The sequence below is a fragment of the Cedecea sp. B1(4) genome, assembly GCF_059414925.1.
In genome coordinates this window covers 160,156-183,278 of sequence record NZ_JCAHMZ010000004.1, presented here as the reverse complement: position 1 = coordinate 183,278, position 23,123 = coordinate 160,156, and the positions used below count along the sequence as shown (strand labels likewise).

21 protein-coding genes are annotated in these 23,123 nt (G+C 56.2%); 10 read left to right on the top strand and 11 right to left on the bottom strand.

Annotation, left to right across the window (positions count from 1 at the left end; all coding sequences use genetic code 11):
- Positions 1-70: 70 nt before the first annotated feature.
- Positions 71-625: a hypothetical protein gene (locus ACR6JA_RS10465; protein WP_494492710.1), complete on the top strand. Its 555-nt coding sequence runs from the start codon at positions 71-73 to the stop codon at positions 623-625.
- Here ACR6JA_RS10465 and ACR6JA_RS10460 read toward each other — a convergent pair.
- From ACR6JA_RS10460 to ACR6JA_RS10440, 5 genes are all read right to left on the bottom strand, one after another.
- Complete coding sequence (locus ACR6JA_RS10460; protein WP_494492709.1) at positions 612-1,343, bottom strand: hypothetical protein; 732 nt, start codon at positions 1,341-1,343, stop codon at positions 612-614. The two genes, ACR6JA_RS10465 and ACR6JA_RS10460, sit on opposite strands and share 14 nt — an antisense overlap.
- Positions 1,344-1,651: 308 nt before the next feature.
- Positions 1,652-2,311, bottom strand: a complete 660-nt coding sequence (locus tag ACR6JA_RS10455) for a methionine ABC transporter permease (RefSeq protein ID WP_494492708.1) — start codon at positions 2,309-2,311, stop codon at positions 1,652-1,654.
- The gene (gene sfbB / locus ACR6JA_RS10450) at positions 2,304-3,320 is read right to left on the bottom strand and encodes a virulence-associated ABC transporter ATP-binding protein SfbB (protein WP_494492707.1); all 1,017 of its coding nucleotides are present in this window, start codon (positions 3,318-3,320) and stop codon (positions 2,304-2,306) included. The genes ACR6JA_RS10455 and sfbB overlap by 8 nt, the downstream gene beginning before the upstream one ends.
- Before the next feature lie 55 nt (positions 3,321-3,375).
- On the bottom strand, positions 3,376-4,212 hold the full coding sequence (locus ACR6JA_RS10445) for a MetQ/NlpA family ABC transporter substrate-binding protein (RefSeq protein WP_039305463.1): 837 nt from the start codon (positions 4,210-4,212) through the stop codon (positions 3,376-3,378).
- A gap of 228 nt (positions 4,213-4,440) precedes the next feature.
- Entirely contained in the window at positions 4,441-5,919 is a 1,479-nt protein-coding gene (locus ACR6JA_RS10440) for an MFS transporter (protein WP_494492706.1), read from the bottom strand.
- A gap of 117 nt (positions 5,920-6,036) precedes the next feature.
- Here ACR6JA_RS10440 and ACR6JA_RS10435 point away from each other — a divergent pair, with 117 nt between their 5' ends.
- The gene (locus ACR6JA_RS10435) at positions 6,037-7,050 is read left to right on the top strand and encodes a helix-turn-helix domain-containing protein (protein WP_494492705.1); all 1,014 of its coding nucleotides are present in this window, start codon (positions 6,037-6,039) and stop codon (positions 7,048-7,050) included.
- A 66-nt stretch (positions 7,051-7,116) separates the two neighbouring features.
- On the opposite strand, the gene ACR6JA_RS10430 is transcribed toward ACR6JA_RS10435, so the two are convergent.
- The 3 genes from ACR6JA_RS10430 to ybbA all read right to left on the bottom strand — a co-directional run bounded on the left by ACR6JA_RS10430 (position 7,117) and on the right by ybbA (position 11,587).
- Entirely contained in the window at positions 7,117-8,268 is a 1,152-nt protein-coding gene (locus ACR6JA_RS10430) for a porin (protein ID WP_494492704.1), read from the bottom strand.
- A gap of 221 nt (positions 8,269-8,489) precedes the next feature.
- Complete coding sequence (ybbP, locus tag ACR6JA_RS10425; RefSeq protein ID WP_494492703.1) at positions 8,490-10,904, bottom strand: putative ABC transporter permease subunit YbbP; 2,415 nt, start codon at positions 10,902-10,904, stop codon at positions 8,490-8,492.
- Positions 10,901-11,587, bottom strand: a complete 687-nt coding sequence (gene ybbA, locus ACR6JA_RS10420; RefSeq protein WP_008460230.1) for a putative ABC transporter ATP-binding protein YbbA — start codon at positions 11,585-11,587, stop codon at positions 10,901-10,903. Before ybbA ends, ybbP begins: the two co-directional genes overlap by 4 nt.
- Here ybbA and tesA point away from each other — a divergent pair.
- The 3 genes from tesA (at position 11,555) to ACR6JA_RS10405 (ending at position 13,940) form a co-directional block, all read left to right on the top strand.
- Positions 11,555-12,178 carry a multifunctional acyl-CoA thioesterase I/protease I/lysophospholipase L1 gene (gene tesA, locus ACR6JA_RS10415; RefSeq protein WP_494492702.1) on the top strand — a complete coding sequence of 208 codons (624 nt, stop codon included), beginning with the start codon at positions 11,555-11,557 and terminating at the stop codon, positions 12,176-12,178. The two genes, ybbA and tesA, sit on opposite strands and share 33 nt — an antisense overlap.
- 77 nt (positions 12,179-12,255) lie before the next feature.
- Positions 12,256-13,026: an SDR family oxidoreductase gene (locus tag ACR6JA_RS10410; RefSeq protein ID WP_494492701.1), complete on the top strand. Its 771-nt coding sequence runs from the start codon at positions 12,256-12,258 to the stop codon at positions 13,024-13,026.
- Between the two features lie 59 nt (positions 13,027-13,085).
- Positions 13,086-13,940 carry a co-chaperone YbbN gene (locus tag ACR6JA_RS10405; RefSeq protein WP_166990630.1) on the top strand — a complete coding sequence of 285 codons (855 nt, stop codon included), beginning with the start codon at positions 13,086-13,088 and terminating at the stop codon, positions 13,938-13,940.
- A gap of 41 nt (positions 13,941-13,981) precedes the next feature.
- On the opposite strand, the gene cfa is transcribed toward ACR6JA_RS10405, so the two are convergent.
- Positions 13,982-15,133, bottom strand: a complete 1,152-nt coding sequence (cfa, locus tag ACR6JA_RS10400) for a cyclopropane fatty acyl phospholipid synthase (RefSeq protein ID WP_494492700.1) — start codon at positions 15,131-15,133, stop codon at positions 13,982-13,984.
- Between the two features lie 242 nt (positions 15,134-15,375).
- Between cfa and ACR6JA_RS10395 the strand changes: the two genes are divergently transcribed.
- Positions 15,376-16,290 carry an SPFH domain-containing protein gene (locus ACR6JA_RS10395; protein ID WP_213715624.1) on the top strand — a complete coding sequence of 305 codons (915 nt, stop codon included), beginning with the start codon at positions 15,376-15,378 and terminating at the stop codon, positions 16,288-16,290.
- Positions 16,287-16,733 carry an NfeD family protein gene (locus tag ACR6JA_RS10390; RefSeq protein ID WP_494492699.1) on the top strand — a complete coding sequence of 149 codons (447 nt, stop codon included), beginning with the start codon at positions 16,287-16,289 and terminating at the stop codon, positions 16,731-16,733. The genes ACR6JA_RS10395 and ACR6JA_RS10390 overlap by 4 nt, the downstream gene beginning before the upstream one ends.
- Here ACR6JA_RS10390 and cueR read toward each other — a convergent pair.
- Entirely contained in the window at positions 16,730-17,140 is a 411-nt protein-coding gene (gene cueR / locus ACR6JA_RS10385) for a Cu(I)-responsive transcriptional regulator (protein ID WP_038480251.1), read from the bottom strand. The two genes, ACR6JA_RS10390 and cueR, sit on opposite strands and share 4 nt — an antisense overlap.
- A gap of 107 nt (positions 17,141-17,247) precedes the next feature.
- Between cueR and copA the strand changes: the two genes are divergently transcribed.
- From copA to ybaK, 3 genes are all read left to right on the top strand, one after another.
- Positions 17,248-19,752 (top strand): copper-exporting P-type ATPase CopA, encoded by a 2,505-nt coding sequence (gene copA, locus ACR6JA_RS10380; protein ID WP_494492698.1) that lies wholly within the window; start codon positions 17,248-17,250, stop codon positions 19,750-19,752.
- A gap of 104 nt (positions 19,753-19,856) precedes the next feature.
- Complete coding sequence (locus tag ACR6JA_RS10375) at positions 19,857-20,657, top strand: TraB/GumN family protein (RefSeq protein WP_213715621.1); 801 nt, start codon at positions 19,857-19,859, stop codon at positions 20,655-20,657.
- 208 nt (positions 20,658-20,865) lie between these two features.
- Positions 20,866-21,345: a Cys-tRNA(Pro)/Cys-tRNA(Cys) deacylase YbaK gene (gene ybaK, locus ACR6JA_RS10370; RefSeq protein ID WP_494492697.1), complete on the top strand. Its 480-nt coding sequence runs from the start codon at positions 20,866-20,868 to the stop codon at positions 21,343-21,345.
- Positions 21,346-21,348: 3 nt separating this feature from the next.
- On the opposite strand, the gene ushA is transcribed toward ybaK, so the two are convergent.
- Positions 21,349-23,001: a bifunctional UDP-sugar hydrolase/5'-nucleotidase UshA gene (ushA, locus tag ACR6JA_RS10365; protein WP_213715620.1), complete on the bottom strand. Its 1,653-nt coding sequence runs from the start codon at positions 22,999-23,001 to the stop codon at positions 21,349-21,351.
- Between the last annotated feature and the right edge of the window lie 122 nt (positions 23,002-23,123).

The window sequence follows — 23,123 nt, the reverse complement described above, 5'->3', positions numbered from 1 at the left end:
TCATTTTATATAGTACAATAGCCAATATAAGTATAACCACTGCAGTGAGAATATAATAGGTAAGCATAAGATGTTAACTTTGAATGAATTTGTCTGTTATCACGGTACCACAACGAGTGCTATGCTGTCTATAATAAATAATGGATTCAATTTGAGTCATTCAAATGAAGATTGGTTAGGACACGGCGTATATTTTTTTACAGATGGTATAGCAGACCCTTTTAAAAATGCAATAGAATGGTCTAAAAACAAACACAAACACAATGATATCTGTATAATAAAGGTTAAAATTAAAGCATGTGATTTTGAAATTTTAGATTTGAGAACCACTAGTGGTTTAAATATATACAACTCACATAGAGATAGCATCATCGAAAATTACTATAGCACATTAGCCAAGAGACGTGATATAACCATTAAAAAAAGAAAAGATGCAAGAGTAGATGATTGTACTATTATGGGCATTTTACAACAAAGCTTAAATTATAAAGTAATTGTGCATAATGTTTATATAAAGAATCATCACCAAAGAAAACTTGCATTGGAGTCAATTTATCCAAATAGTACTGTTTTATGTGTTAATGAGCTTTCTGGCATTGATATTATTGATATTATAAACATTTGATTTGAAAAATTGACACATTCCACTTCTGTATAATTAACTCTAGCATAATAAAAAACTTTAATATTCTTATTAAGTAAATTATGAGTCTGTTGCTAGCCAGTCTGTCAACTTCTCGCTCATAGCCCCTCTTCCTCAACAAACAGCCCTCCCCCACTAGGGGGAAGGCAACCATCCAACCAAAACAACAATGAACCAAATTCAAAGCCCCGCCCTGGAGCATCGCCAAACCACCATCCAACGAGCGAACAAACCTCGGGGCCTTTAAATCTTCTGCCAGCACGGTGATCAACTCATACAGCAGTCCGGTCATCTGCTGCCTTTGCTCCGGGGATTCTTGCTGATTCAGCAGGACGATGGTTAACGCCACGCAGTATTCGCGGAGCGGTTCGGAGTCGGTGGCTAGCGGGTTGTAGCAGATGCTGGCTGCGCTCTCTTTGAGCGTCAGCTTCTCTATCAGGTAGTCCGGCAGCGGGGCTTTGAGTACGCTTTTCAGGACTTCCAGCCCGGCGAGCAGGCGGCCGCAGAGCGCCATGCGTTCCGTTTGATTCTGGTTTTCAAGTAAATACTCTGCGTATTGCTCGCAGATATCGAGCACCTGGAAGAGATCCATCGCTGCGCCCTGCGGCTTTTCTAGCAAGGTTGCGAGATCGCCCGCAAATGCCGGGTCGTGGGGAGTGATTTCAGGGCGAGCCTGTGTGTTACTATCAGCATTAGCCATAGCTGTTACCTCGTATAACGGTTGTGGTCAGCCCCCGTCTGGTGTTCCACCACCCTTCGGGGGCGCTTCTTTTCCCGGCTTTGACCGGGTTTATCTCTTGCTCATCCCTCCGATCATACTGGATGGCTGCACAGTAACCCAGATGAAAAATCAGACAGATTGGCAAATTTCGAGGCGGCTCGCAGGAATGATGAAACGCTATAGAAAATTACAGCCTGGAGACTTATCAGGGAGAAAGCTGCCGGAAACTGAACGTCTCCGATAGCTAAAAATCATGCTGGCCGAACGGATGCCCGGCCAGAAGAAGGTTAATGCCTGTCGCGTTTGTCCGCGCGTTTGGCGAGATAGTCGCCAAACATTTGCACGATCTGCACCAGCACAATCAGCGCCACAACCGTGACCACCATGACCTGGGTTTCGTAGCGGTAATAGCCGAAGCGGATCGCAAGGTCACCCACGCCGCCGCCGCCGACAATCCCCGCCATCGCCGAGTAACCGATCAGGCTGACCAGGGTTATGGTTAACCCACGCAGTAAACCGGTGCTGGCTTCCGGCAACAGCACGGTGCAAATGATGCGCATCGGGCTGGCGCCAAAGGCCTCCGCCGCTTCAATAATGCCTTTGTCCACTTCCCGCAGCGCGCCGTCCACCAGGCGGGCATAAAACGCAATCGCCGCCACCGATAACGGCACAGAAGCCGCAATCGGCCCGATGGTGTTGCCGAGCAGGAACTGCGTCAGCGGCAGCAAGAGCACCAGCAGAATGACGAACGGCACCGAGCGCACGATGTTCACCACCACCGAGCTGATGATGTTCAGCGCGCGGTTCTGCCAGAACAGATTGCGGTCGGTCACGAAGATCAAAAAGCCCAGCGGCAGGCCGCCGATGATCGCCAGCAGCGTGGAAATGCCCAGCATCTGGAAGGTTTCGCCAAAGGCAATCGTCAGGTCCGCGACTAAATCATCCATTCAGCACCTCCACACAGGCCGTATGTTTCCGAATATGGTCGATGGCATCCCCCACCGCTGCCGGGTTGCCGGGCGCAGTGATCGCCACCACCAGAATGCCCAGCGCGCGGTCGCTGATGTACTCAATTTTGCCATGCAGAATGTTCACGCCGACCCCGAACTTCACCGCCGCGAAGGAGAGCACCGGCTGTTCGGCCGAGTCGCCAACGAACATGATTTTCAGCAGCGCGCCGCGCATGTTGTCGAGCAGGCGCACCGGCAGCGTCAGGTTCAGCGTATGGGACACCAGCTGCCGGGTAAATTCATGCTGCGGATGCGCGAAGATGTCGAACACCTCGCCGGACTCCACCACTTCCCCGCCGGACATCACCGCCACGCGGTCGCAAATCGTTTTGATCACGTTCATCTCGTGGGTGATCAGCACGATGGTGATCCCCAGTTGCTGATTGATCTTTTTCAGCAGCGCGAGAATGGTGGCCGACGTTTCCAGATCCAGCGCGGAAGTCGGTTCATCACAGAGTAAAACATCCGGGTGGTTAGCGATGGCGCGCGCAATGCCCACGCGCTGTTTCTGCCCGCCGCTCAGCTGCACCGGGTAGCGGTTGGCTTTGTCGGCCAGGCCCACCAGTTCAAGAATTTCGGCCACGCGTGGGCCGATTTTACTGCGTTCCCAGCCTGCGGCTTTGAGGCTGAACGCCACGTTCTGCCTGACCGTCCGGGTGTGCATCAAATTGAAGTGCTGGAAAATCATGCCGATACGCTGACGCGCTTTGCGCAGCTCGGCCCCCCGCAGCGCGGTGATCTCAGTCCCACCGATTTTTACGCGACCCTCACTTGGGCGCTGGAGCGCGTTCAGAGTACGTAATAAGGTACTTTTCCCGGCTCCGCTGGTGCCGACAATGCCAAAAATCTCCCCCGCGCCAATGTGCAGCGAAACATCGTTCACGGCCCGGCTGGTCTGGCACCGGCCCGTGGGGAAGTCCACGCAGACCTTTTCAATCTCAATCATGACAACCTCAAATCAGCGACAAAAGGCAGGCATCCCGCCTGCCCGCTTTGATCTATTACTTTTTATCGGCGGCAACCATCCAGTCCGGTTTCTGGAAGGCGTTGAAAATATTCTGCGGATCGTCGATCGCTTTTTCGTAGGCCGGGGATTTCACGGTCTCCACGATGTCTTTGGCGAACGGTTTATCCGCATCTTCGGCACGCACCGCGATGATGTTTTTGAGGTTCTCGTCCAGGTGTTCCTGTTTGAGCGCGGAAGAGAGTTTTAGCCCGGCGGCAATGGCAAAGTTACCGTTGACCAGCGCGGCGCTGGCGCTGTCCAGCGTGCGAGGCAGCTGTGCGGCTTCCAGCGATTTAAACACCAGGCCTTTCGGGTTGGTGGCGATATCGCGCTCGGAGGCTTTGGTCGGGTCAATGTTCTCTTTGATGGTGATAAGCTCCATCGACTGCAGGAAGCGCAGCCCACGGGCGAGGTTGGTCGGGTCGTTAGACAGGGTGACAATATCGCCCTTCTTCAGCTCGTCCAGGCTTTTGACTTTATGGGAATAAATGCCCATCCCGGCGGTTGGCACGGTGATAAGCTTCGCCAGCTTGAGGTTTTTGTCGGCGGTGAATTTGTCGAAGTACAGCGAGTGCTGGAACAGGTTGGCGTCGATGCTGCCGTTGGCCAGCGCCATGTTGGGCTGCACGTAGTCGCTGAACTCGCGCACCACGACTTTATAGCCTTTCTCTTTTAACGACGGGGCGATGGCCTGTTTGACCATGTCTCCGTATGGCCCCGGCGCTACGCCGAAGACAATGGTGTGCGGGTCGCTGTTAGCCTGAGCAAACTGCAGGCCGCTGGCCAGAAGTAAAGCGCCGGTCGCCACGCGCCAGCCGAAATGATTTCCCATGGGTATTCTCCCTAACAGAATGATGTGTGGTGTCCTGAGGCGAGCCTCTTTCACGGGCCGCTTACTAAGTTGTTGATCCAACTGGACAGAATAAGATGGCACATTCCGTTAACAGGGTTAATTGAAAATATTTCATCTTGCTCGCGGGAGAAGGCGCGGCGGGCATGAACAGGGCATTTGCGAATAACAACCAAGCAAAGCGGAAAACCCGCTTTGCATTGGGATGAGCTAATCAGCGCAGGATGCCGCCCGTTTGCGCTTAACGTTTGTTTTGAAATTGAACAGCAAATAACTCGCCAGCGACAAACAGCCCACGCCTATAGCGCCGTAGGCCAGCACGCCGGAAAAACCGTTATTCAGCGCCTGAATAATAATATCGCTGCTGAGCGTGGCTCTGGTGCCGCCGGCTATTTGTTCTGCCAGAGCATACCTTTCGCTCACGCTGTCGATATGACTCTGTAAGCTTTCGGCTATCCCCGCCACCAGCAGGCTCCCCATTAACGCAATATTGATGGCGAGCGTAATTAGGCGTGAACTGATATCAATCCCGGAAGCCATGCCCACACGGTTAGCACCCACGGAGCCGGTGGTAGTGTTGGTAACCGGAGTATTAATTAACCCCAGCGCCATGCCCGAGAGTATTGCGCCTGGCAGCAAACTGACGTGATAGATAACACCCAGTCTCATCAGCACAAATCCCAGGCCGATAGCAAGCAGCCCCAGCGGGATGATGCGTGCGGCACCGTATCGCAGCACGAGCTTTTCACCGACCGGTGGCATTAATAGCGTGGGCAAGGTATAGGCCAGCAGCGCCATGCCGGTCTCCATAATGCTGTAGCCCTTCCCTATCTGGTAATAAACCGGCAGATAAATCATCAGCGGCCAGAAGCTGAAATTCATCCCCACAGATCCCATCAGCGCGCCGGAGAAAGGCCTGATTCGAAAGACGGAGAAATCAAACATAGGATGCGGGTGGCGTAACTCAATAATGACGAACAGCGCCTGGCTGATAAACGTGCCCAGTAGGATGAACTGGGCTTCATGACTGCTCCACCCGATGTTCTCGCCCTGGGTGATGAGCCAGGTTGCCCCCACCACGCCCACGCTCAACGTCATCAGGCCAGCGACATCCAGCGGTTTCGTGGTGTTTTCGCGCGACTCGATAACATTTTTCAGCGTCAAGACCAGGGTGAGCAGCGCAATAACGCCGTGGATCAGAAATACCCATTGCCAGCTAAACCACGCCTCCAGCACGCCGCCGATGACGGGGCCAAAGCCCAGCCCAAAGCCAAATGTGATCCCCCAGGCGGAAAACGCCCGGCTGCGCGCTTTTCCTTCCGGAAACTGAACCGACAAGATGGCAATCAGGCTGGTTAACATCGCCCCGCCGCTCAGTCCCTGCAAAAAGCGCCCCACAATAAGCCATTCCGGCGTCCGGGACAGGCCACAGAGGATCGACGTCAGGCCAAATCCAACAATGCTGATAATAAAAATACGCTTGCGGCCATATTTATCCGCCAGCGTCCCCGTGGCCATCAGCACCGCCGTGCAGGAGAGCGTGTAAGCATTCATGATCCACTGCAGTTCGCGGAAATTGGCCTGCATCTGCTTTTCCAGCACCGGCAGGATAACCGGGACGCTGGATATTTCCAGGCCCGACATCAACGCGGCTAAACAAACCGCCATCAGCGCTAAGAGATTTTTCATACTGATTTCCTGCAAAACGTTAAGAAAGTGCCAGCATGAAAGATTCGGGGTGAAGTAGAAATCGACGCTCAGGTCAGATATCGTCAAGATCGTGCCATTTTTAGAAACAGGACGACTATGCCAGGCATCAATCCAGATCAAGACCGCGCTTTTAGACCGAAAAATCGACGGCTGGTTGTGCTGGCCTATCAGTGTCTCTGCACTTTTGAATTCGGGATTGCCGTCGAAGCTTTTGGCCGCGTGGATGAAGTGCTCGGCCAGCCTCTCTATGACTTGCGCGTCGCATCGTTAGAAAAGGGTGTTTTTGACGCTCAGGGTGGCGTGCGTTTAGTGGTGGATGGCGGACTGGAGCTGCTGGACGGCGCCGGGACAATTGTCATCCCCGGCTGGCGAAATATTTTTGAACCGGCCCCGGAGCCGCTGATTGCCGCCTTACAACGCGCCCATCAAAATGGTTCCCGCATAGTGTCGATTTGCGCCGGCAGTTTTATTCTCTGCGAAACAGGATTGCTGGACGGCAAGCGAGCCACCGCCCACTGGAACAGCACCGAGATCCTCGCGAACAGGTTCCCTGCGGTGCAGGTGGAGCACAGCATGATTTACGTCGATGAGGGCAGCCTGATCACCTCCGCAGGCGGTGTCGCTGGGGTCGATCTCTGTCTGCATCTTATTCGTCGTGATTACGGGATTGAAATCGCCAACCGGACTGCGCAGCGCATGATTACGCCCCCGTTACGGGAAGGCAGCCAGGCACAGAGGGTCCAACAACCCGTTCCTAAACGCAGCACCAAAAGTCTGGCGCCGTTGCTGGACGATTTGCGCCACCATCTCAATGCGCCCCTGGTGATTGAACAGTTAGCCAGGCAAGCGGGCATGAGCCGCCGGACCTTCATCCGCCGGTTCAAGGATGCCACCGGCACTACGCCGGGCGAGTGGATGCTCAGCCTCCGGCTGGAAAAGGCTTGTGCGCTGCTGGAAAGCGAAAAACTCAGCATTGACCAGGTGGCAGAACAGTCTGGATTCGGCTCAGCGGAAACACTCAGGCATCATTTCAGACTGCGTTTTAAAACCACGCCCACACAGTGGCGCAAAGCCTTCAAGGCCCGAACATGCTTACCCGTTTCTGATTAGATAAAAAATAAGGCAGGAAACGCTGAATGAGGCGGGCAGCAAGGCTGCCACCCGCCAGAGGCACGATTAGAAATCGTAGCGCAGACGAACCAGGTTCATGTCGCCCAGGTTGTCGGTGCTGGAGGTGAAGACGTGCTCGTAATCCACCTGGAAGCCGTAATCCAGCTTGAAGCTCACGCCCACACCGTTGTCGATGCGCTGGTAGCTGCGGCCGGTCACGTACTGCAGGCGGTCACCCATGAAGTATGGCTGTACGGATTTCACCGCGTACTGGCCAACCGGGATGGTGTAACCCGCGAAGTACTCGATGCCCCACGCGTCGCCGGAGAAGTAGTTGTTCACGTCTTTCAGCTTGGTGGTCAGGAAGTTCTGGTACCAGCCGCCGCCGAAGCTGAACGTCCAGTTGTCCGGTTTCCAGCTCAGCGCCGTACCGTAGATGTTCTGGTTGTAAGACTTGCTGTCGCCGTCGGTCGGGTTACGCATATCGGCACGGGTGTAGTTCCATGCGGTACCCCAGGTCAGGTCTTTGGTGATGTGGTAATCCACGCCCAGAGAGCCGCCGCCTTTACGCTTGTAGCGCATGCCGTTGGTGGCACGAATATCGTGATCTTCAAACAGGTAAGAAGCGTACACGTCCGCATCGCCGAAGGTGTTTTTGTACTTCAGCATGTTGCGGGAACGGTAAGAACCGTCGTAGTCGCCGTTCATGCCGTTACCTGGAGCCTGACCGATCATGTCGTAGTCCCAGATATCGGTTTTCGCGCCAACCACATCATAGTAGATGCTGTTTTGCTGGCCGTAGGTCAGTTGACCCCAGGTTTTGCTTTTCAGGCCGGTATAGAGCATACGGCGAGTAGTATTGTTCGCGCCTTCTGCATAGTGGTTATCCCACTCGAAGACCGCCGGAATATTCACGCCCAGCTCGTAATAGCTGATCCAGCTAATATCATCGAACAGATAATAATCAGCTGCGAAGCGGAAACGGGTGCCGCCATCAAAGCCATTACGTTTGTAAGAGCCCTTATCGCCGTCACCGGACATCATATTAAACTGTGGACGAATACTGCCGCCCACGGTGAAATTGAGGCGGCTGAGCGGGTTCCCGGCCTGCGGATCTTGCTTCAGGACGGTGATTTCTGCGTTAGCAGCGAAAGACGCCATACCTGCAAGCAGGCCGGCCCCAATCAGTAATGGTAAAGCGCGCAAATTTGATTTCATCTGTAATCCCTAGTAACCATATTTATTATAAGCGGGGGCATATTAACGCTTATTAAGCCCGATTTCTGAGGGATTTTTATTAATTCGTGCGGTTATCTATCAGTCTTTTCTTAATAGATATTAAAAAAACATCAATAAATGCAGAAAATATGTTCTAACGCAATAAATAGCGAAATATAACAAAGTTTATAGCGATAGCCAGGCATCCCTGCCCGGCCTCCTCAGACGACAAACTGGCGGAACAGCGCCTTCCCTTTCAGCAAACGAACGCCCAGCCAGCCGCCGCACAGCGACAGCAATACCGCCCCGGTCACCGGCAGCACGATCCACAGGCGCAAATCCGGCTCCCACGGGAAGTCGAACACGCGCGTTTGCAGTACGCCCAGCGCCGTTTCCGCGCCGATGGTTGCTACCAGACCGGACACCAGCCCCAGCACGGCAAACTCGCACCACAGCGTGGTTCTGAGCAGCTTTTTACCCGCGCCCAGCGTGCGATAAACCACCAGTTCCTGATGGCGCTGGCGCATACCCACCTGTACCTGAGCCAGCAACAGCAGCAGGCCACAGGCGGTCACCAGCACCACCATCACCTCCAGCGCGCGGCTGACCTGCTCCAGCACCTGGCCGATTTGTTTCAGGATAGCCCCGATATCCAGCAGGCTGACGGTCGGGAACTCGCGGTTAAGCTGGGTCAGCAGGCCGTTATTCCCCTCCCAGCGGAAGCTGGTGAGCCAGCTCTGCGGCTGCCCGTCCAGCGCGCCCGGCGGGAAGATAAAGTAGAAGTTTGGCCGCAGACTTTCCCAGTCCACCTTGCGCAGGCTGGTGACTTTCGCGGTAAAGTCCTGGGTATCCCCCATAAAGGTCACGCTGTCGCCGAGTTTAATGTTCAGGCGTTTCGCCACGCCGTCGTCCATCGACACTTCCCCGGCCTTCGGCGGCCAGCTTCCCGCCAGGATAGGGTTATGATCCGGCTTCTCACTCTGCCAGGTCAGATTCAGCTCGCGGTTCAGCGCCTCATCCGGGTTGCCCTCGGTGGACTGTCCGTTAATCGCCGTCATGCGCGCCCGTACAATGGGATAGAACGACTCCGGGATCACCTGGTGGTCGGCAAGGAAGGTTTTCACCGGCTGAACCTGCTCCGGCGCAATGTTCACCAGGAAGTAGTTCGGGCTTTCCGGCGGCAGCTGCTGCTGCCATCTGTCAAGCAAGTCTCCCCTCAGCACTAACAGCAATGCCAGCAGCATAAACGACAGCGAGAACGCCGCCAGTTGACTGAGCGTCGCCCACGGCTGGCGCAGCAGGCGGTTAACCGCCAGGCGCAGGGCCAGGTTTTTCAGCGTCAGCTTTTTCAGCAGCTTCAGCACGCCCCAGCCGACGAGGCCACACAGCGCCGCGAGCACCAACGTGCCCGCCAGCACCGCCCATAGCAGCGAACTGCCGCCCATTAGTAACGCCAGCAGCAACACCACCACCACGCTGATAACCGGCAGATAAATTTTCAGCGGCCAGACGTTGGTCACGGCGTCACGGCGCAAGACGCGCAATGGCTGAGTGGCCAGCAGCAGCCGGTATGGGCGCAGCCCCACCAGCACGGAGATAGTGACCATCGCGCCGATAGCCCACACCCACGGCCACAGGCTCGCTGGCGGCAATGCGGCGGGCAATACCGGCTTCAACAGTTGCATCAGAGCGGCCTCGAACAGCAAGCCGACGGCGCCTCCGGCAATCGCTGAGAGCACCAGCACCATCAGCCACTGGCCGATAATCAGTTTCCGTAGCGCTGCCCTGCCCGCCCCCAGCGTTTTCAGGATCGCCACCAGGTCGTAGCGGCTGCGGCAGTAATGGCTCATCGCCACGGCAATCGCGGCCACGGCCAGCAGCAATGTCAGCAAGGCGGAAAGCAGCAGGAACTGCTGAGAACGCTCCAGGGATTTGCCCAGCGCGCCTTCGTCCTGCTCCATGCCGATCCAGCGCTGCTCCGGCTTCAGCTTCGGCAGCAGGTAGTTTTCATACTGCAGCAGCTGCTGCGGGTTGCCGCCAAACTTGTAGCGCCAGCTAATGCGGCTTCCCGGCTGCACCGCCCCGGTTTTCTCGACGTCAGCCAGGTTCATCATCAGTCGCGGCGCAATCTGGAACGGGTTAAACCCGGCGTCCGGCTCCTGAATCACCTGCCCGACAATACGCAGCGTGGCATCGCCAACGTCAATGTTGTCGCCCACTTTCAGGTTGAGCAAAGCCAGCAGGCGCGGCGCCAGCAGCGCGGTGCCAGGCTCAGGCTTCAGGCCCGGCGGGTTGGTTTCCAGCTCGCCGTACATCGGATAAACGCCGTCGACCGCTTTCACATCGGCAAGCTGCGGCGTGTCACCGGCAAAGGTCATGGTGGCGAAGCTCAGCTGTTTGCCGACCTTTAAGCCATCGCTTTGCGCCTGAGTCAGCCATTCGTCTGGAACGGCGCGGGCGCTACGCAACGTCCGGTCGCCCGCCATATACTCGCGGCTTTGCTGACTGAGGCCTTTTTCCATTCTGTCGCTGATGCTGCCAAGCGCCAGCACACAGGCCACCGCCAGGCTAAGCGCCAGCCAGACAATCAGCAGCGAGGGAGAGCGCCACTCGCGCCAGAACCAGCGGGCTATCATGCTTCCTCCCACAATTTGCCTTCGCGCAGCCGCAGGCGGCGGTCGCAGCGTGCCGCCAGCTGTTCGTCGTGGGTGACGAGGATCAGCGTGGTGGCGAAATCACGGTTGAGGGAAAACAGCAGGTCGGCAATGCGGTCGCCGGTTTGCCTGTCGAGGTTACCGGTGGGTTCATCGGCAAACAGCACGCCCGGCTTGCCGTTAAACGCGCGAGCCAGCGCCACGCGCTGCTGCTCACCCCCGGAGAGTTGTGCAGGCAGGTGATCGAGGCGTTTGCCTAAGCCCAGTTGTTCCAGCAGCGCTTTCGCCTGTGCGCGGCTGGCCGAACTGTTTTCGCCGCGCAGCAGCGAGGGAAGCTCCACGTTTTCCAGAGCATTAAGTGTAGGCACCAGCATAAAGGACTGAAACACAAAGCCGACGTTCTTCGCACGCAGCGCCGCTCTGGCCTCTTCATCCATGCTGTGCAGCGGCTGACCGCAAAGGTGGACTTCGCCGTCCGTGCCGTCATCAAGCCCGGCCAGAATCGCCAGCAGCGTGGACTTGCCCGATCCTGACTCGCCAATCAGGGCGATGGTTTCGGCCGGTTTGACAACCAGCTCAACTCCGGTAAGGATGGAAAGCTCGTGTTCACCCTGACCCACGGACTTACTAAGATGATGAACTTCAACAATGTTTTCCGCTGGCATTTGCCCTTCCTGTTTCTGGCTTTGATGACTTTCCGCGCCGCCGCGGCGGACACGTTATTGATTTTAGGCGATAGCCTGAGCGCCGGTTACCGTATGGCGGCCACCAGCGCCTGGCCCGCTCTGCTGGATGCCAAATGGCAGCCGCAGGGTACAAAAGTCGTGAATGCGAGCATCAGCGGCGATACCGCAGCGCAGGGCCTGGCTCGCCTGCCGGCGCTGTTAAAACAGCACCAGCCCCGCTGGGTTTTAGTGGAACTTGGCGGCAACGACGGCCTGCGTGGGTTCCAGCCTCAGGAGGTAGAAAAAAACCTCAACCAGGTTATCACCGACGTGAAGGCTGCCGGTGCGCAGCCGATGCTGATGCAAATTCGCCTGCCCGCCAACTACGGACGCCGCTATAATGAGGCGTTTAGCGCTATTTATCCGCAGCTTGCCAAAGCGTTTGATATTCCCCTGCTCCCGTTCTTTATGGAGGAGGTGTATCTGAAACCGCAATGGATGCAGGATGACGGCATTCACCCTAATCGGGATGCTCAGCCGTTTATCGCCGACTGGATGGCGACGCGGCTGACTCCGTTACTCTCTAAATAACCGGCGCAGCCGCGTCGGATACAACGAGATAGTTAAACACGACTGATAAATAATCGGGGCGCCCTTCGGGTAAAGTTATGCAAAAATCCGTTTTAATTACAGGCTGCTCCAGCGGGATTGGCTTAGCCAGCGCGCAGGAGTTACAGAAGCTTGGCTATAACATTCTCGCCGCCTGCCGCAAACCGGCCGATGTAGAGCGCATGAATCAGCTTGGGTTTACCGGCATTGAGCTCGATCTTGATGATGCGGAAAGCGTCCAACGCGCCGCCGCCGAGGTGATTACCATCACCGGCAACCGCCTGTACGGGCTGTTTAATAACGGTGGCTACGGCGTGTATGGCCCGCTGAACGCCATTTCCCGTGAACAGCTTGAGCAACAATTTTCCACCAACTTCTTCGGCACGCACCAGCTCACCATGCTGCTGCTGCCGGCCATGCAGCCTCATCAGGAAGGCCGCATCGTGATGACCAGCTCGGTGATGGGGCTGATTTCCACGCCGGGTCGTGGGGCCTACGCCGCCAGTAAATATGCGCTGGAAGCGTGGTCCGACGCGCTGCGCATGGAGCTTCGCCACAGCGGGATTAAAGTCAGCCTGATTGAGCCGGGGCCGATACGCACCCGCTTTACCGATAACGTCAATCAAACCCAAAGCGACAAACCGGTAGAGAATCCGGGGATTGCCGCGCGGTTTACGCTCGGCCCGGAAGCGGTGGTAGCGAAAGTACGCCATGCTTTTGAAAGCCCAAGGCCGAAGCTGCGCTACCCGGTGACCGTGGTAACTCACGTGATTACCGTGCTCCGCCGCCTGCTGCCAGCGTGCGCAATGGACAAAATTTTACGGCGCTGAGTTGAAGTCCCGGCCTCAGTCCCCATGTAAAAAAACAAATGCTTAACAGAGAATCGCCCATGTCCGCAGAAAACATTATCAACATTACCGAAGCGAACCTGCATCAGACGCTGGAACAGTCTATGGCTAAGCCGGTGCTGTTTTATTTCTGGTCTGCCCGCAGCCAGCATTGCGAGCAGTTAACGCCGATCCTGGACAAGCTCGCGGCCCAATACAGCGGCCAGTTTATTCTCGCCAAAGTGGACTGCGACGCCGAACAGATGGTGGCTTCGCAGTTTGGCCTGCGCTCCATTCCTACCGTCTATCTGTTCCAGAATGGTCAGCCGGTGGACGGTTTCCAGGGGCCGCAACCGGAAGAGGCGATTCGCGCCCTGCTCGACAAAGTGCTGCCGCGTGAAGAAGAGCTGAAAGCCCAGCAGGCCGTAGAACTGATGCAGGAAGGCAAACACGCCGAAGCCCTGCCGCTGCTGAAAGATGCGTGGCAGCTGTCTGGCCAGAACAGCGAAATTGGCCTGCTGCTGGCGGAAGTGCAGATTGCCCTGAACCGCAGCGAAGACGCCGAAGCGGTCCTGAAAACCGTGCCTTTGCAGGACCAGGACACCCGCTATCAGGCGCTGGTTTCCCAGATTGAACTGCTGAAACAGGCCGCCGACACGCCGGAAATTCAGCAGCTGCAGCAGCAGGTTCAAAACGAGCCGGACAACGCCCAGCTCGCCAGCCAGCTCGCGCTGCAGCTGCATCAGGTTGGCCGGAACGAAGAAGCGCTGGAGCTGCTTTACACCCACCTGAAAAAAGACCTGGGTGCCGCCGACGGCCAGGCACGCAAAATGATGATGGAGATTCTGGCCGCGCTGGGCACCGGCGACGCGCTTGCGTCCAAATACCGCCGTCAGATTTATGCGTTGATGTATTAATCAGCTGAAAACAGAAAAGGCCGGATATTCCGGCCTTCTGTTTATCTATACACGCGGATCCCGCCGTCCACCCCATTCGGACTTAACAGCACCTGCCAAAGCTGAATATTCCTCGCGCGAAATGCGCCCGCGCAGGCATTCAAATAATAAGTAAACATCCGTTTGAAGCGCTCGTCATAATTACGCGAGATATTAGGCCAGCAGCGGAGGAAATTATCGTACCAGGCCATCAGCGTTCTGTCGTAATCCGCCCCGATATTGTGCCAGTCTTCCATAATGAAATGTTTTTCACTGGCGCTGGCAATGTGGCGCACCGAAGGCAAACAGCCATTAGGGAAGATGTATTTGTTGATCCACGGGTCGACGTTTAAATCCGTTTCATTCGAACCAATGGTGTGCAGCAAGAACAGGCCATCAGGTTTTAAATTGCGGGCAGCAACTTCAAAATAGGTATTGTAGTTTTTTGGCCCGACGTGTTCGAACATGCCCACGGAAACAATGCGATCAAATTTGCTATTGAGGTCGCGATAGTCCTGCAACAGGATCTCAACGTCCAGACCCCGGCAGCGATCCTGCGCCATTTTTTGCTGTTCCGCCGAAATAGTCACGCCGACGACGGAGACGCCATATTCCTGCGCCGCATATTGCGCCAGCCCGCCCCAGCCGCAGCCGATATCCAGCAGCTTCATGCCCGCTTTGAGCTGCAGTTTTTCGCAGATCATATGCAACTTGCTACGCTGAGATTCTTCCAGATTGCCCGCGTCTTTCCAGTAGCCGCAGGAATATTGCATATACGGATCGAGCATCGCCGCAAACAGATCGTTGCCAATATCGTAGTGCTCTTTGCCGACTATCCAGGCACGTTTCCGGGACTGCAAATTAAAAACTCTGGCCCCGGCAATACGCAGCAGGTCGGAGAAATGCTTCGGCATTTTGCTGTCCAGGCCGTGGCGCAAAATCCGGGTAAATAAAATGTCCAGCCGGTCGCAGTCCCACCAGCCGTCCATATAGCTTTCCCCCAGGCCGAGAGAACCTTCCTGTAATATCCGCTTGAAGAAATCTGGATTGTTCACCCGAATATCTGCCGGGCCGTTGCCGTCAATATCAATCGCCATGGGTGAAATTAATTCTTCCACAATTTTCTGCCAGCGGTTGTTATTCGCCTGATGCTGCTCAGCTATTATTGTTCCCATTGCTTCCTCACCGGGATAAGTGTTCTTGCCAAATACCGCCCGCCCGATAGCGCGAGCTGCCGAAGCATTCGATACTACGCCTGCGAACACCATGCGTGAAATGAACTTACTCCATGAAAATCATTCCATTTAGGCATAATAAAAAGGAAAGCAGCAATTAATTCTCATCGGGCTCAGGGATGTTGCTGAATGTTTCAAATTAAGCAGTTAGACTGAATGCAAAACAAACAGGAGGTTTTTTAATGCTTATCGTGATCCCCGTATTAATTCTCGTGGCGCTGGTGATTGTGGCGGCCGGGGTAAAAATCGTGCCCCAGGGCTTCCAATGGACCGTCGAACGCTTTGGCCGCTACACCAAAACCCTGATGCCAGGCCTGAATCTTGTGGTGCCGTTTATGGATCGCATAGGCCGCAAAATCAACATGATGGAACAGGTGCTCGACATCCCTTCTCAGGAAGTCATTTCCAAAGACAACGCCAACGTCGCCATTGACGCCGTGTGCTTCATTCAGGTGGTTGACGCCCCGCGCGCCGCCTATGAAGTCAGCAACCTTGAGCTGGCGATCATCAACCTGACGATGACCAACATCCGTACCGTGCTCGGCTCGATGGAGCTGGATGAAATGCTGTCCCAGCGCGACAACATCAACACCCGCCTGCTGCACATCGTCGACGAAGCCACCAACCCGTGGGGCATTAAAATCACCCGTATCGAAATCCGCGACGTGCGCCCGCCGGCTGAGCTGATTGATGCGATGAACGCCCAGATGAAAGCCGAGCGTACCAAGCGTGCCTACATTCTTGAGGCCGAAGGGATCCGCCAGGCGGAGATCGTCAAAGCCGAAGGTGAAAAGCAGTCGAAGATCCTGAAAGCTGAGGGTGAGCGCCAGTCTGCTTTCCTCGAGGCGGAAGCCCGCGAGCGTAGTGCCGAAGCAGAAGCCCGCGCCACGCAAATGGTGTCCGAAGCTATCGCCAAAGGGGATATTCAGGCGGTGAACTACTTCGTGGCCCAAAAATACACCGACGCGCTGCAGCAAATCGGGTCGGCCAATAACAGCAAAGTGGTGCTGATGCCGCTGGATGCCTCCAGCCTGATGGGCTCCATCGCCGGGATCAGCGAACTTATCGCCCAGAGCGGCACCGAGCGTAAAAAATGATCGACAGTATTCTCGCGCACCCACACGTCTTCTGGCTTGCGCTTGGCGGACTGCTGCTGGCGGCGGAGATGCTCGGCGCCAGCGGCTATCTGCTGTGGAGCGGCGTGGCGGCGGTAATCACCGGCCTGCTGGTCTGGCTGCTGCCGCTTGGCTGGGAAACGCAGGGCGTCTGCTTTGCCCTGCTGACACTGATCGCCGCCTTTCTCTGGTGGCGCTGGCTGTCCAGCCGCAAGCAGCAAATTCCAGGTGAAGTGCTGAATCAGCGCGGGCAGCAGCTGGTTGGCCGCCGCTTCCGTCTTGAAGCGGCGCTGGTCAATGGCCGGGGACATGTACGCGTGGCCGACAGCAGTTGGCCAGTCACCGCCGATGAAGATCTCCCGGCGGGCTGTGAAGTTGTGGTGCTGGCCGTGGAAGGCATAACGCTCAAAATTAAGGCGGTTTAGTTTATCTCGTGGCGATGGCAGCAGCCGGAAAGATTGTCGATGATCGGGCAATCGGCGCTTTCATCACCCGGGCAAGCCTCTGCCAGCGTGAGCAAATGCTGGCGCATATTCTGCAGCTCAATAATGTGCCGCTCGATATCCGCGACTTTCTGCAAAGTGCGGGCTTTTACGTCCGCGCTGTGCCGGGCCGGATCGTTAAACAGGCTCACCAGCTCTTTGCACTCTTCCAGATTAAACCCAACCTGACGGGCCTGACGCAGCAGCGTCAGCTCATCGAGATGCTTTTGCGTATAGCTGCGGTAGCCGTTGTCGGCACGAAACGGCGGCGTGACCAGCCCTTTCTCTTCGTAAAAACGAATCGCCTTGCTGGTTAGCCCGGTTTTTTTCGCCACATCGCTAATATTCATTTTTGCTCCTTGACCTTCCCCTTGATGGAAGGTTTAACCTCTTTCATAGTTAACCGAATCATCCTTTCGGTCAATATTTCACCTCACCATCATACAGGAGTCTCGCGATGTCACACATTGTGGATCTGAATCTGGATGGCCTGACCTGCGGCCATTGTGTTAAACGCGTCAAAGAGAGCCTCGAGCAGCGTGCAGACGTTGAGCAGGCTGAAGTCACCCAAACCCACGCCCGCGTTACCGGCAGTGCCACACCGGAAGCGTTAGTGGAAACTGTCCAACAAGCGGGATACGGCGCAGAAGTCGCCAGCCACCCAAAGGCTGAACCGCTGGCAGAGTCATCAACTCCGTCGGAAGCACTGACAGCGGTCGCCCCTTCGCTTCCGGCAGCCTCTACCGACGATGACAGCCAGCAGTTGCTGATCGGCGGTATGAGCTGCGCCAGCTGCGTCTCCCGGGTGCAAAATGCCTTACAAAATGTACCGGGCGTCAGCCAGGCACGGGTTAACCTTGCGGAGCGCAGTGCGCTGGTGATGGGCACCGCCTCCGCAGAATCGCTGGTCAAAGCCGTGGAAAGTGCCGGCTACGGTGCCGAAGCGATTGAAGACGATCAGAAACGCCGCGAGCGCCAGCAAGAAACGGCGAACGCTGCCATGAAGCGCTTCCGCTGGCAGGCGATTGTTGCCCTCGCCGTCGGGATCCCGGTGATGATCTGGGGCATGATCGGCGACAACATGATGGTCACCGAGAGCAACCGCTCCCTGTGGCTGACCATCGGTATTATTACCCTTGGGGTGATGGTCTTTGCCGGCGGTCATTTTTACCGTAGCGCCTGGCGCAGCCTGATGAACCGCGCGGCCACCATGGACACGCTCGTCGCCCTCGGCACCGGCGCGGCCTGGCTCTATTCGATTACCGTGAATATCTGGCCGCAGCACTTCCCGATGGAAGCCCGCCACCTCTACTACGAGGCCAGCGCGATGATCATCGGCCTGATAAATCTCGGCCATATGCTGGAACAGCGCGCACGTCAGCGCTCTTCTAAAGCGCTTGAACGCCTGCTGGACTTAACGCCGCCGACCGCGCGAGTGGTGACGGAAGAAGGCGAGAAAACCTTACCGCTGGCGGAAGTCACCGCCGGAATGACGCTGCGCCTGACCACCGGCGACCGCGTGCCGGTTGACGGGGAAATCACCCAAGGTGAAGCCTGGTTCGACGAAGCGATGCTGACCGGCGAACCGGTGCCGATGCAAAAATCAAACGGCGATGGGATTCACGCCGGGACTGTAGTGCAGGACGGCAGCGTGCTGTTCACCGCCACCGCCACCGGCAGCCACACCACGCTGTCACGTATTATCCGCATGGTTCGCCAGGCGCAGAGCAGCAAGCCGGAAATCGGCCAGCTTGCCGATAAAATTTCTGCCGTGTTTGTGCCGGTCGTCGTTGCTATCGCGCTGATCAGTGCCGCCATCTGGTACTTCGTCGGCCCTGCACCGCAAATTGTTTACACCCTGGTCATTGCCACCACGGTGCTGATTATCGCCTGCCCTTGCGCCCTGGGCCTTGCCACGCCGATGTCGATTATTTCAGGCGTGGGCCGTGCCGCCGAATTTGGCGTTCTGGTTCGTGATGCCGATGCCCTGCAGCGCGCCAGCACGCTGGATACTGTGGTCTTTGACAAAACGGGCACGCTGACCGAAGGCAAACCGCAGGTGGTCGCCGTGGAAACCCGCGCCGGCGTGGACGAGGTGCAAGCGATACGCCTTGCAGCCGCGCTTGAGCAGGGTTCAAGCCACCCGCTTGCTCGCGCCATTATTGAAAAAGCAGGCAGTTCGACGCTGCCGGAAGTGACGTCGTTCCGTACTTTGCGCGGGCTCGGCGTCAGCGGTGAGGTGGACGGGCATAAACTGCTGCTGGGCAACAAAGCATTGCTCGATGAGCAGGGCGTGGACACTCAGCCACTTGCCGACAGCATTGATACTCAGGCTCGCCTGGGCGCAACCCCGGTGCTGCTGGCGGTAGACGGCCAGCTCATGGCGCTGTTAGCCATCCGCGACCCGCTTCGCAGCGACAGTGTCAGTGCGCTCCAGCGCCTGCACCGTAACGGCTACCGCCTGGTCATGCTCACCGGCGATAACCCGGTGACCGCCAACGCTATCGCCAAAGAAGTCGGCATTGATGAAGTGATTGCGGGCGTGCTGCCGGACGGCAAAGCTGACGCTATCAAGCAGTTGCAGCAGCAGGGCCGCCAGGTGGCGATGGTCGGCGACGGCATTAACGATGCCCCGGCGCTGGCTCAGGCCGAGGTAGGGATTGCGATGGGTGGCGGCAGCGATGTCGCCATTGAAACCGCCGCCATTACGCTGATGCGTCACAGCCTGGTGGGCGTTGCCGATGCGCTGGCCATTTCCAAAGCCACGCTGCGGAACATGAAGCAAAACCTGATGGGGGCGTTCGTTTACAACTCGCTTGGCATTCCGATTGCCGCGGGCGTGCTTTACCCGCTGACCGGCACGCTGCTCAACCCGGTGGTTGCCGGTGCCGCGATGGCGCTGTCTTCCATCACCGTGGTCAGCAACGCCAACCGCCTGCTGCGCTTTAAACCGAAAGACTAACTTCTCAGCGGCCTTCCCTTCTCCTTTTGAGCGGAAGGCCGACTTTTTCCTTTCCCCTTCCAGCCCAGGGCGTTAGCATGGCTTTTTAGCCAGGGAATCGCGATATGGGTTTGTTCCAACGTCTTAGCGCACTGCTTTCCAGCCTGACAGCCTCTACTTATCCCTGGCCTGCCCTTGATATCACGCTCCCCGGCAAGCGCCATTTGCACCTCGTGGGCAGCATTCATATGGGTACCCGGGACATGGCTCCGCTTTCCTCACGCCTGGTGGACAAACTTCGCACGGCAGATGCGCTGATCGTCGAGGCAGATATCCGCTCTGGCGATTCGCCGTTCAGCGAAATAGTGGAGGACATCGAATTGGAGGCTCGTCTGGCTCCAGACGATTACCAGCAGGTGCTGAGCCTGTGCAGCGAGTTAGGTATTTCACTGAGCAGCATTGAGCACCAGCCCGCCTGGCAGGTGGCACTGATTTTACAGGCGCATCAGGCACAGCGGCTTGGCCTTCGCCCGGACTACGGCATCGACTATCAGCTTCTGGAAGCTGCACAGCGCTACGGCGTGCCGGTCACCGAGCTTGAAGGCGCGCAAAGCCAGATAGAATTATTGAAGGGGTTACCTGAAGGTGGGCTGCCGCTGCTGAACGACACGCTGGAGCACTGGCACACCAACGCGCGGCTGCTGCAGATCATGATTGGCTGGTGGCTGGAAACGCCGCCGCAGCAAGGCAATATTGCGCTACCGAACACCTTTGGCGATGCACTGTATGACGTGTTGATGCATCAGCGAAACCGCCAGTGGCAGGCGTTTCTGCAACAGCTGCCCGCCGGGCGCTATGTGGTTGCCGTCGGGGCATTGCACCTTTACGGCGAAGGTAACCTGCCAGAAATGCTGAAAAAAGGATAAAAAAATGGCCAATATTTCTATTGGCCCGTCAAAGAGGAATTTCATTTATTATTCTGTTTATCCCGGCTGCCGAAGCAACCGAAGCTGAATTGTCGCTTAATGTGATGGTTTACGCCATCACTATTGTGTAGCGCTATATTACTCGTCAAGTATATCACTATGATTACTATTTTGTGCGTTTTCAAAACAACGAATAAAGAAGGAAACCATGACTCCCGCGGTAAAACTCCTCGAAAAAAACAAAATCAGCTTTCAAATTCATGCCTATGAGCACGATCCGCTGGAAACCAACTTTGGCGACGAAGTGGTCCGCAAACTGGGGCTGAATGCCGATCAGGTATATAAAACGCTGCTGGTGGCGCTGAATGGCGACATGAAACACCTGGCCGTGGCGGTGGCACCGGTTGCCGGGCAGCTTGACCTGAAAAAGGTCGCTAAGGCGCTGGGCGTGAAGAAGGTTGAAATGGCGGACCCGATGGTCGCGCAGCGAATCACCGGTTATCTGGTGGGCGGCATTAGCCCGCTGGGGCAGAAGAAGCGCCTGCCAACGGTGATTGATGCTCCGGCACAGGAATTTGCCAGCATCTACATTTCCGGCGGCAAGCGCGGGCTGGATATCGAACTCGCGGCAAGCGATCTGGCGAAACTGCTGGATGCCAGCTTCGCCGATATCGCCCGCCACGATTAACGCTTAGTTCCAGCTTACCTCGCCCTTAGGTTGGTAAGCATTTACGTCCAGCGGGGAGTTCTGTTCGATGTACTGCTTCAGGACTTCCGCATCGACAAACCCGGTGTTGACGTAGCCCGGCTTTTTATCAATTTCCGGGTAACCATCGCCGCCGGTGCCGTTGAAGCTTAGCGTGGCCATGCGGTAAGTTTTGGCCGGATCAATCGGCTGGTCTTTGATTTTCAGGTTACTCAGCTTGCCGCCGGTTGAGGTGAAGCTGACGTTAGAGAACTGCGGGTAAGCGCCGGAGTCCGGCGTTTTCTGCGCCACCGCCGTAAGGTATTCCGCAACGTCTTTGCCGTTCATGTCGATATAAACCACGGTGTTGCCGAATGGCTGCACCTTGAGCACATCTTTATAGGTAATGTTCCCGGCTTCGATAGAATCGCGCACGCCGCCGCCGCTCATCACCGCAAAGTCTGCGTTGGTTCGCGCCATTTGTGCCGCCAGCAATACGCGCGCCAGGTTGGTCTGCACAAAGCGTACTTTGCTGCGGTCCCCTTCCAGGTGCCCGTTCACGCTGCCCACTTTCACCTTCAGCGCGGCCTGGCCTTTGTTCTGGAACGGCGTCAGCAGGGAAAGCATCTGCTGGTTTTCGGCGATTTCAGGCGTGTAAAGTACGCGCTCACTTTGCCCGTTATCGTAGGTGATTTTCTTTTTCAGGTTGATGGGGATCAGCTGATAATGCACCAGCTTCATCTCGCCGTTGCGGAACTCAAAATCTGCCCGCCCGACGTATTTTCCCCACTCATGCGCCTGCACAATCCAGGTGCCGTTTTGCCTGTCCGGCGCGCACGGCGTACCCGGTACATAATCTTTCTGCTTCTGGTTTTCCTGCGCCATGCAGACCGGATCCTGTGAGTGACCACCCACAATCATCGTCAGCGCACCTTCCGGCAGGTTTCTTGCCATTTCAACATCGCCCGGCGCATTTGAACCGTGGTTGCCGTTATCGTAGTGGCCCATGTGGGTTGCGGCGATAATCACGTCAGGCTTTTCGGTGCCCTGCAGCTCCTGAATCACCAGTTTGGCTTCCTCCGCAGGCTTGCGGAATTCGATATCGGTGAAGTATTCCGGGTTGCCGATTTTAGCCGTATCGTCGGTGGTCAGGCCGATAACCGCCACCTTAATGCCCTGAGGTTTAAAAACCGCGTAGGGCTTAAACAGGCGCTCGCCGGTACTTTTTTGATAAATGTTGGCGGACAGCAGCGGGAACTTCGCCCATTTTTCCTGCTGACGCAGCACGGATAACGGATTGTCGAATTCGTGGTTGCCGACGGCCATGGCGTCATAGCCAATCAGGCTCATACCGCGAAAATCCGGTTCAGCATCCTGCAGGTCTGATTCCGGCACGCCGGTGTTGATATCACCCCCGGACAACAACAGCACGCTGCCGCCTTCTGCCGCGACTTCTTTACGCACGCTGTCTACAAGCGTTTTTTGTGCCGCCAGGCCGTACTCCGAGTACTCATTGCGCCAGAAGTGACCGTGATGATCGTTAGTATGAAGAATGGTAATTTTATAGGTCTTGTCTTTTTCCCAAGCCAGCGCTGAAGCGCTGGTTAAACTCAATGCCACCAGCAGCGCCGTGGTTATTGTTTTCGCAGCAAACCGCATTGCAAATCTCCATGTCAAAATGTAACTGCGCAGAAATAACAGATAGCTACCAGGATAGACAGCTATCTTTTCCGAAATGCGACTTTCTTCAAATCCCCTGCGCGAGTATGTTAGCAGGGTAA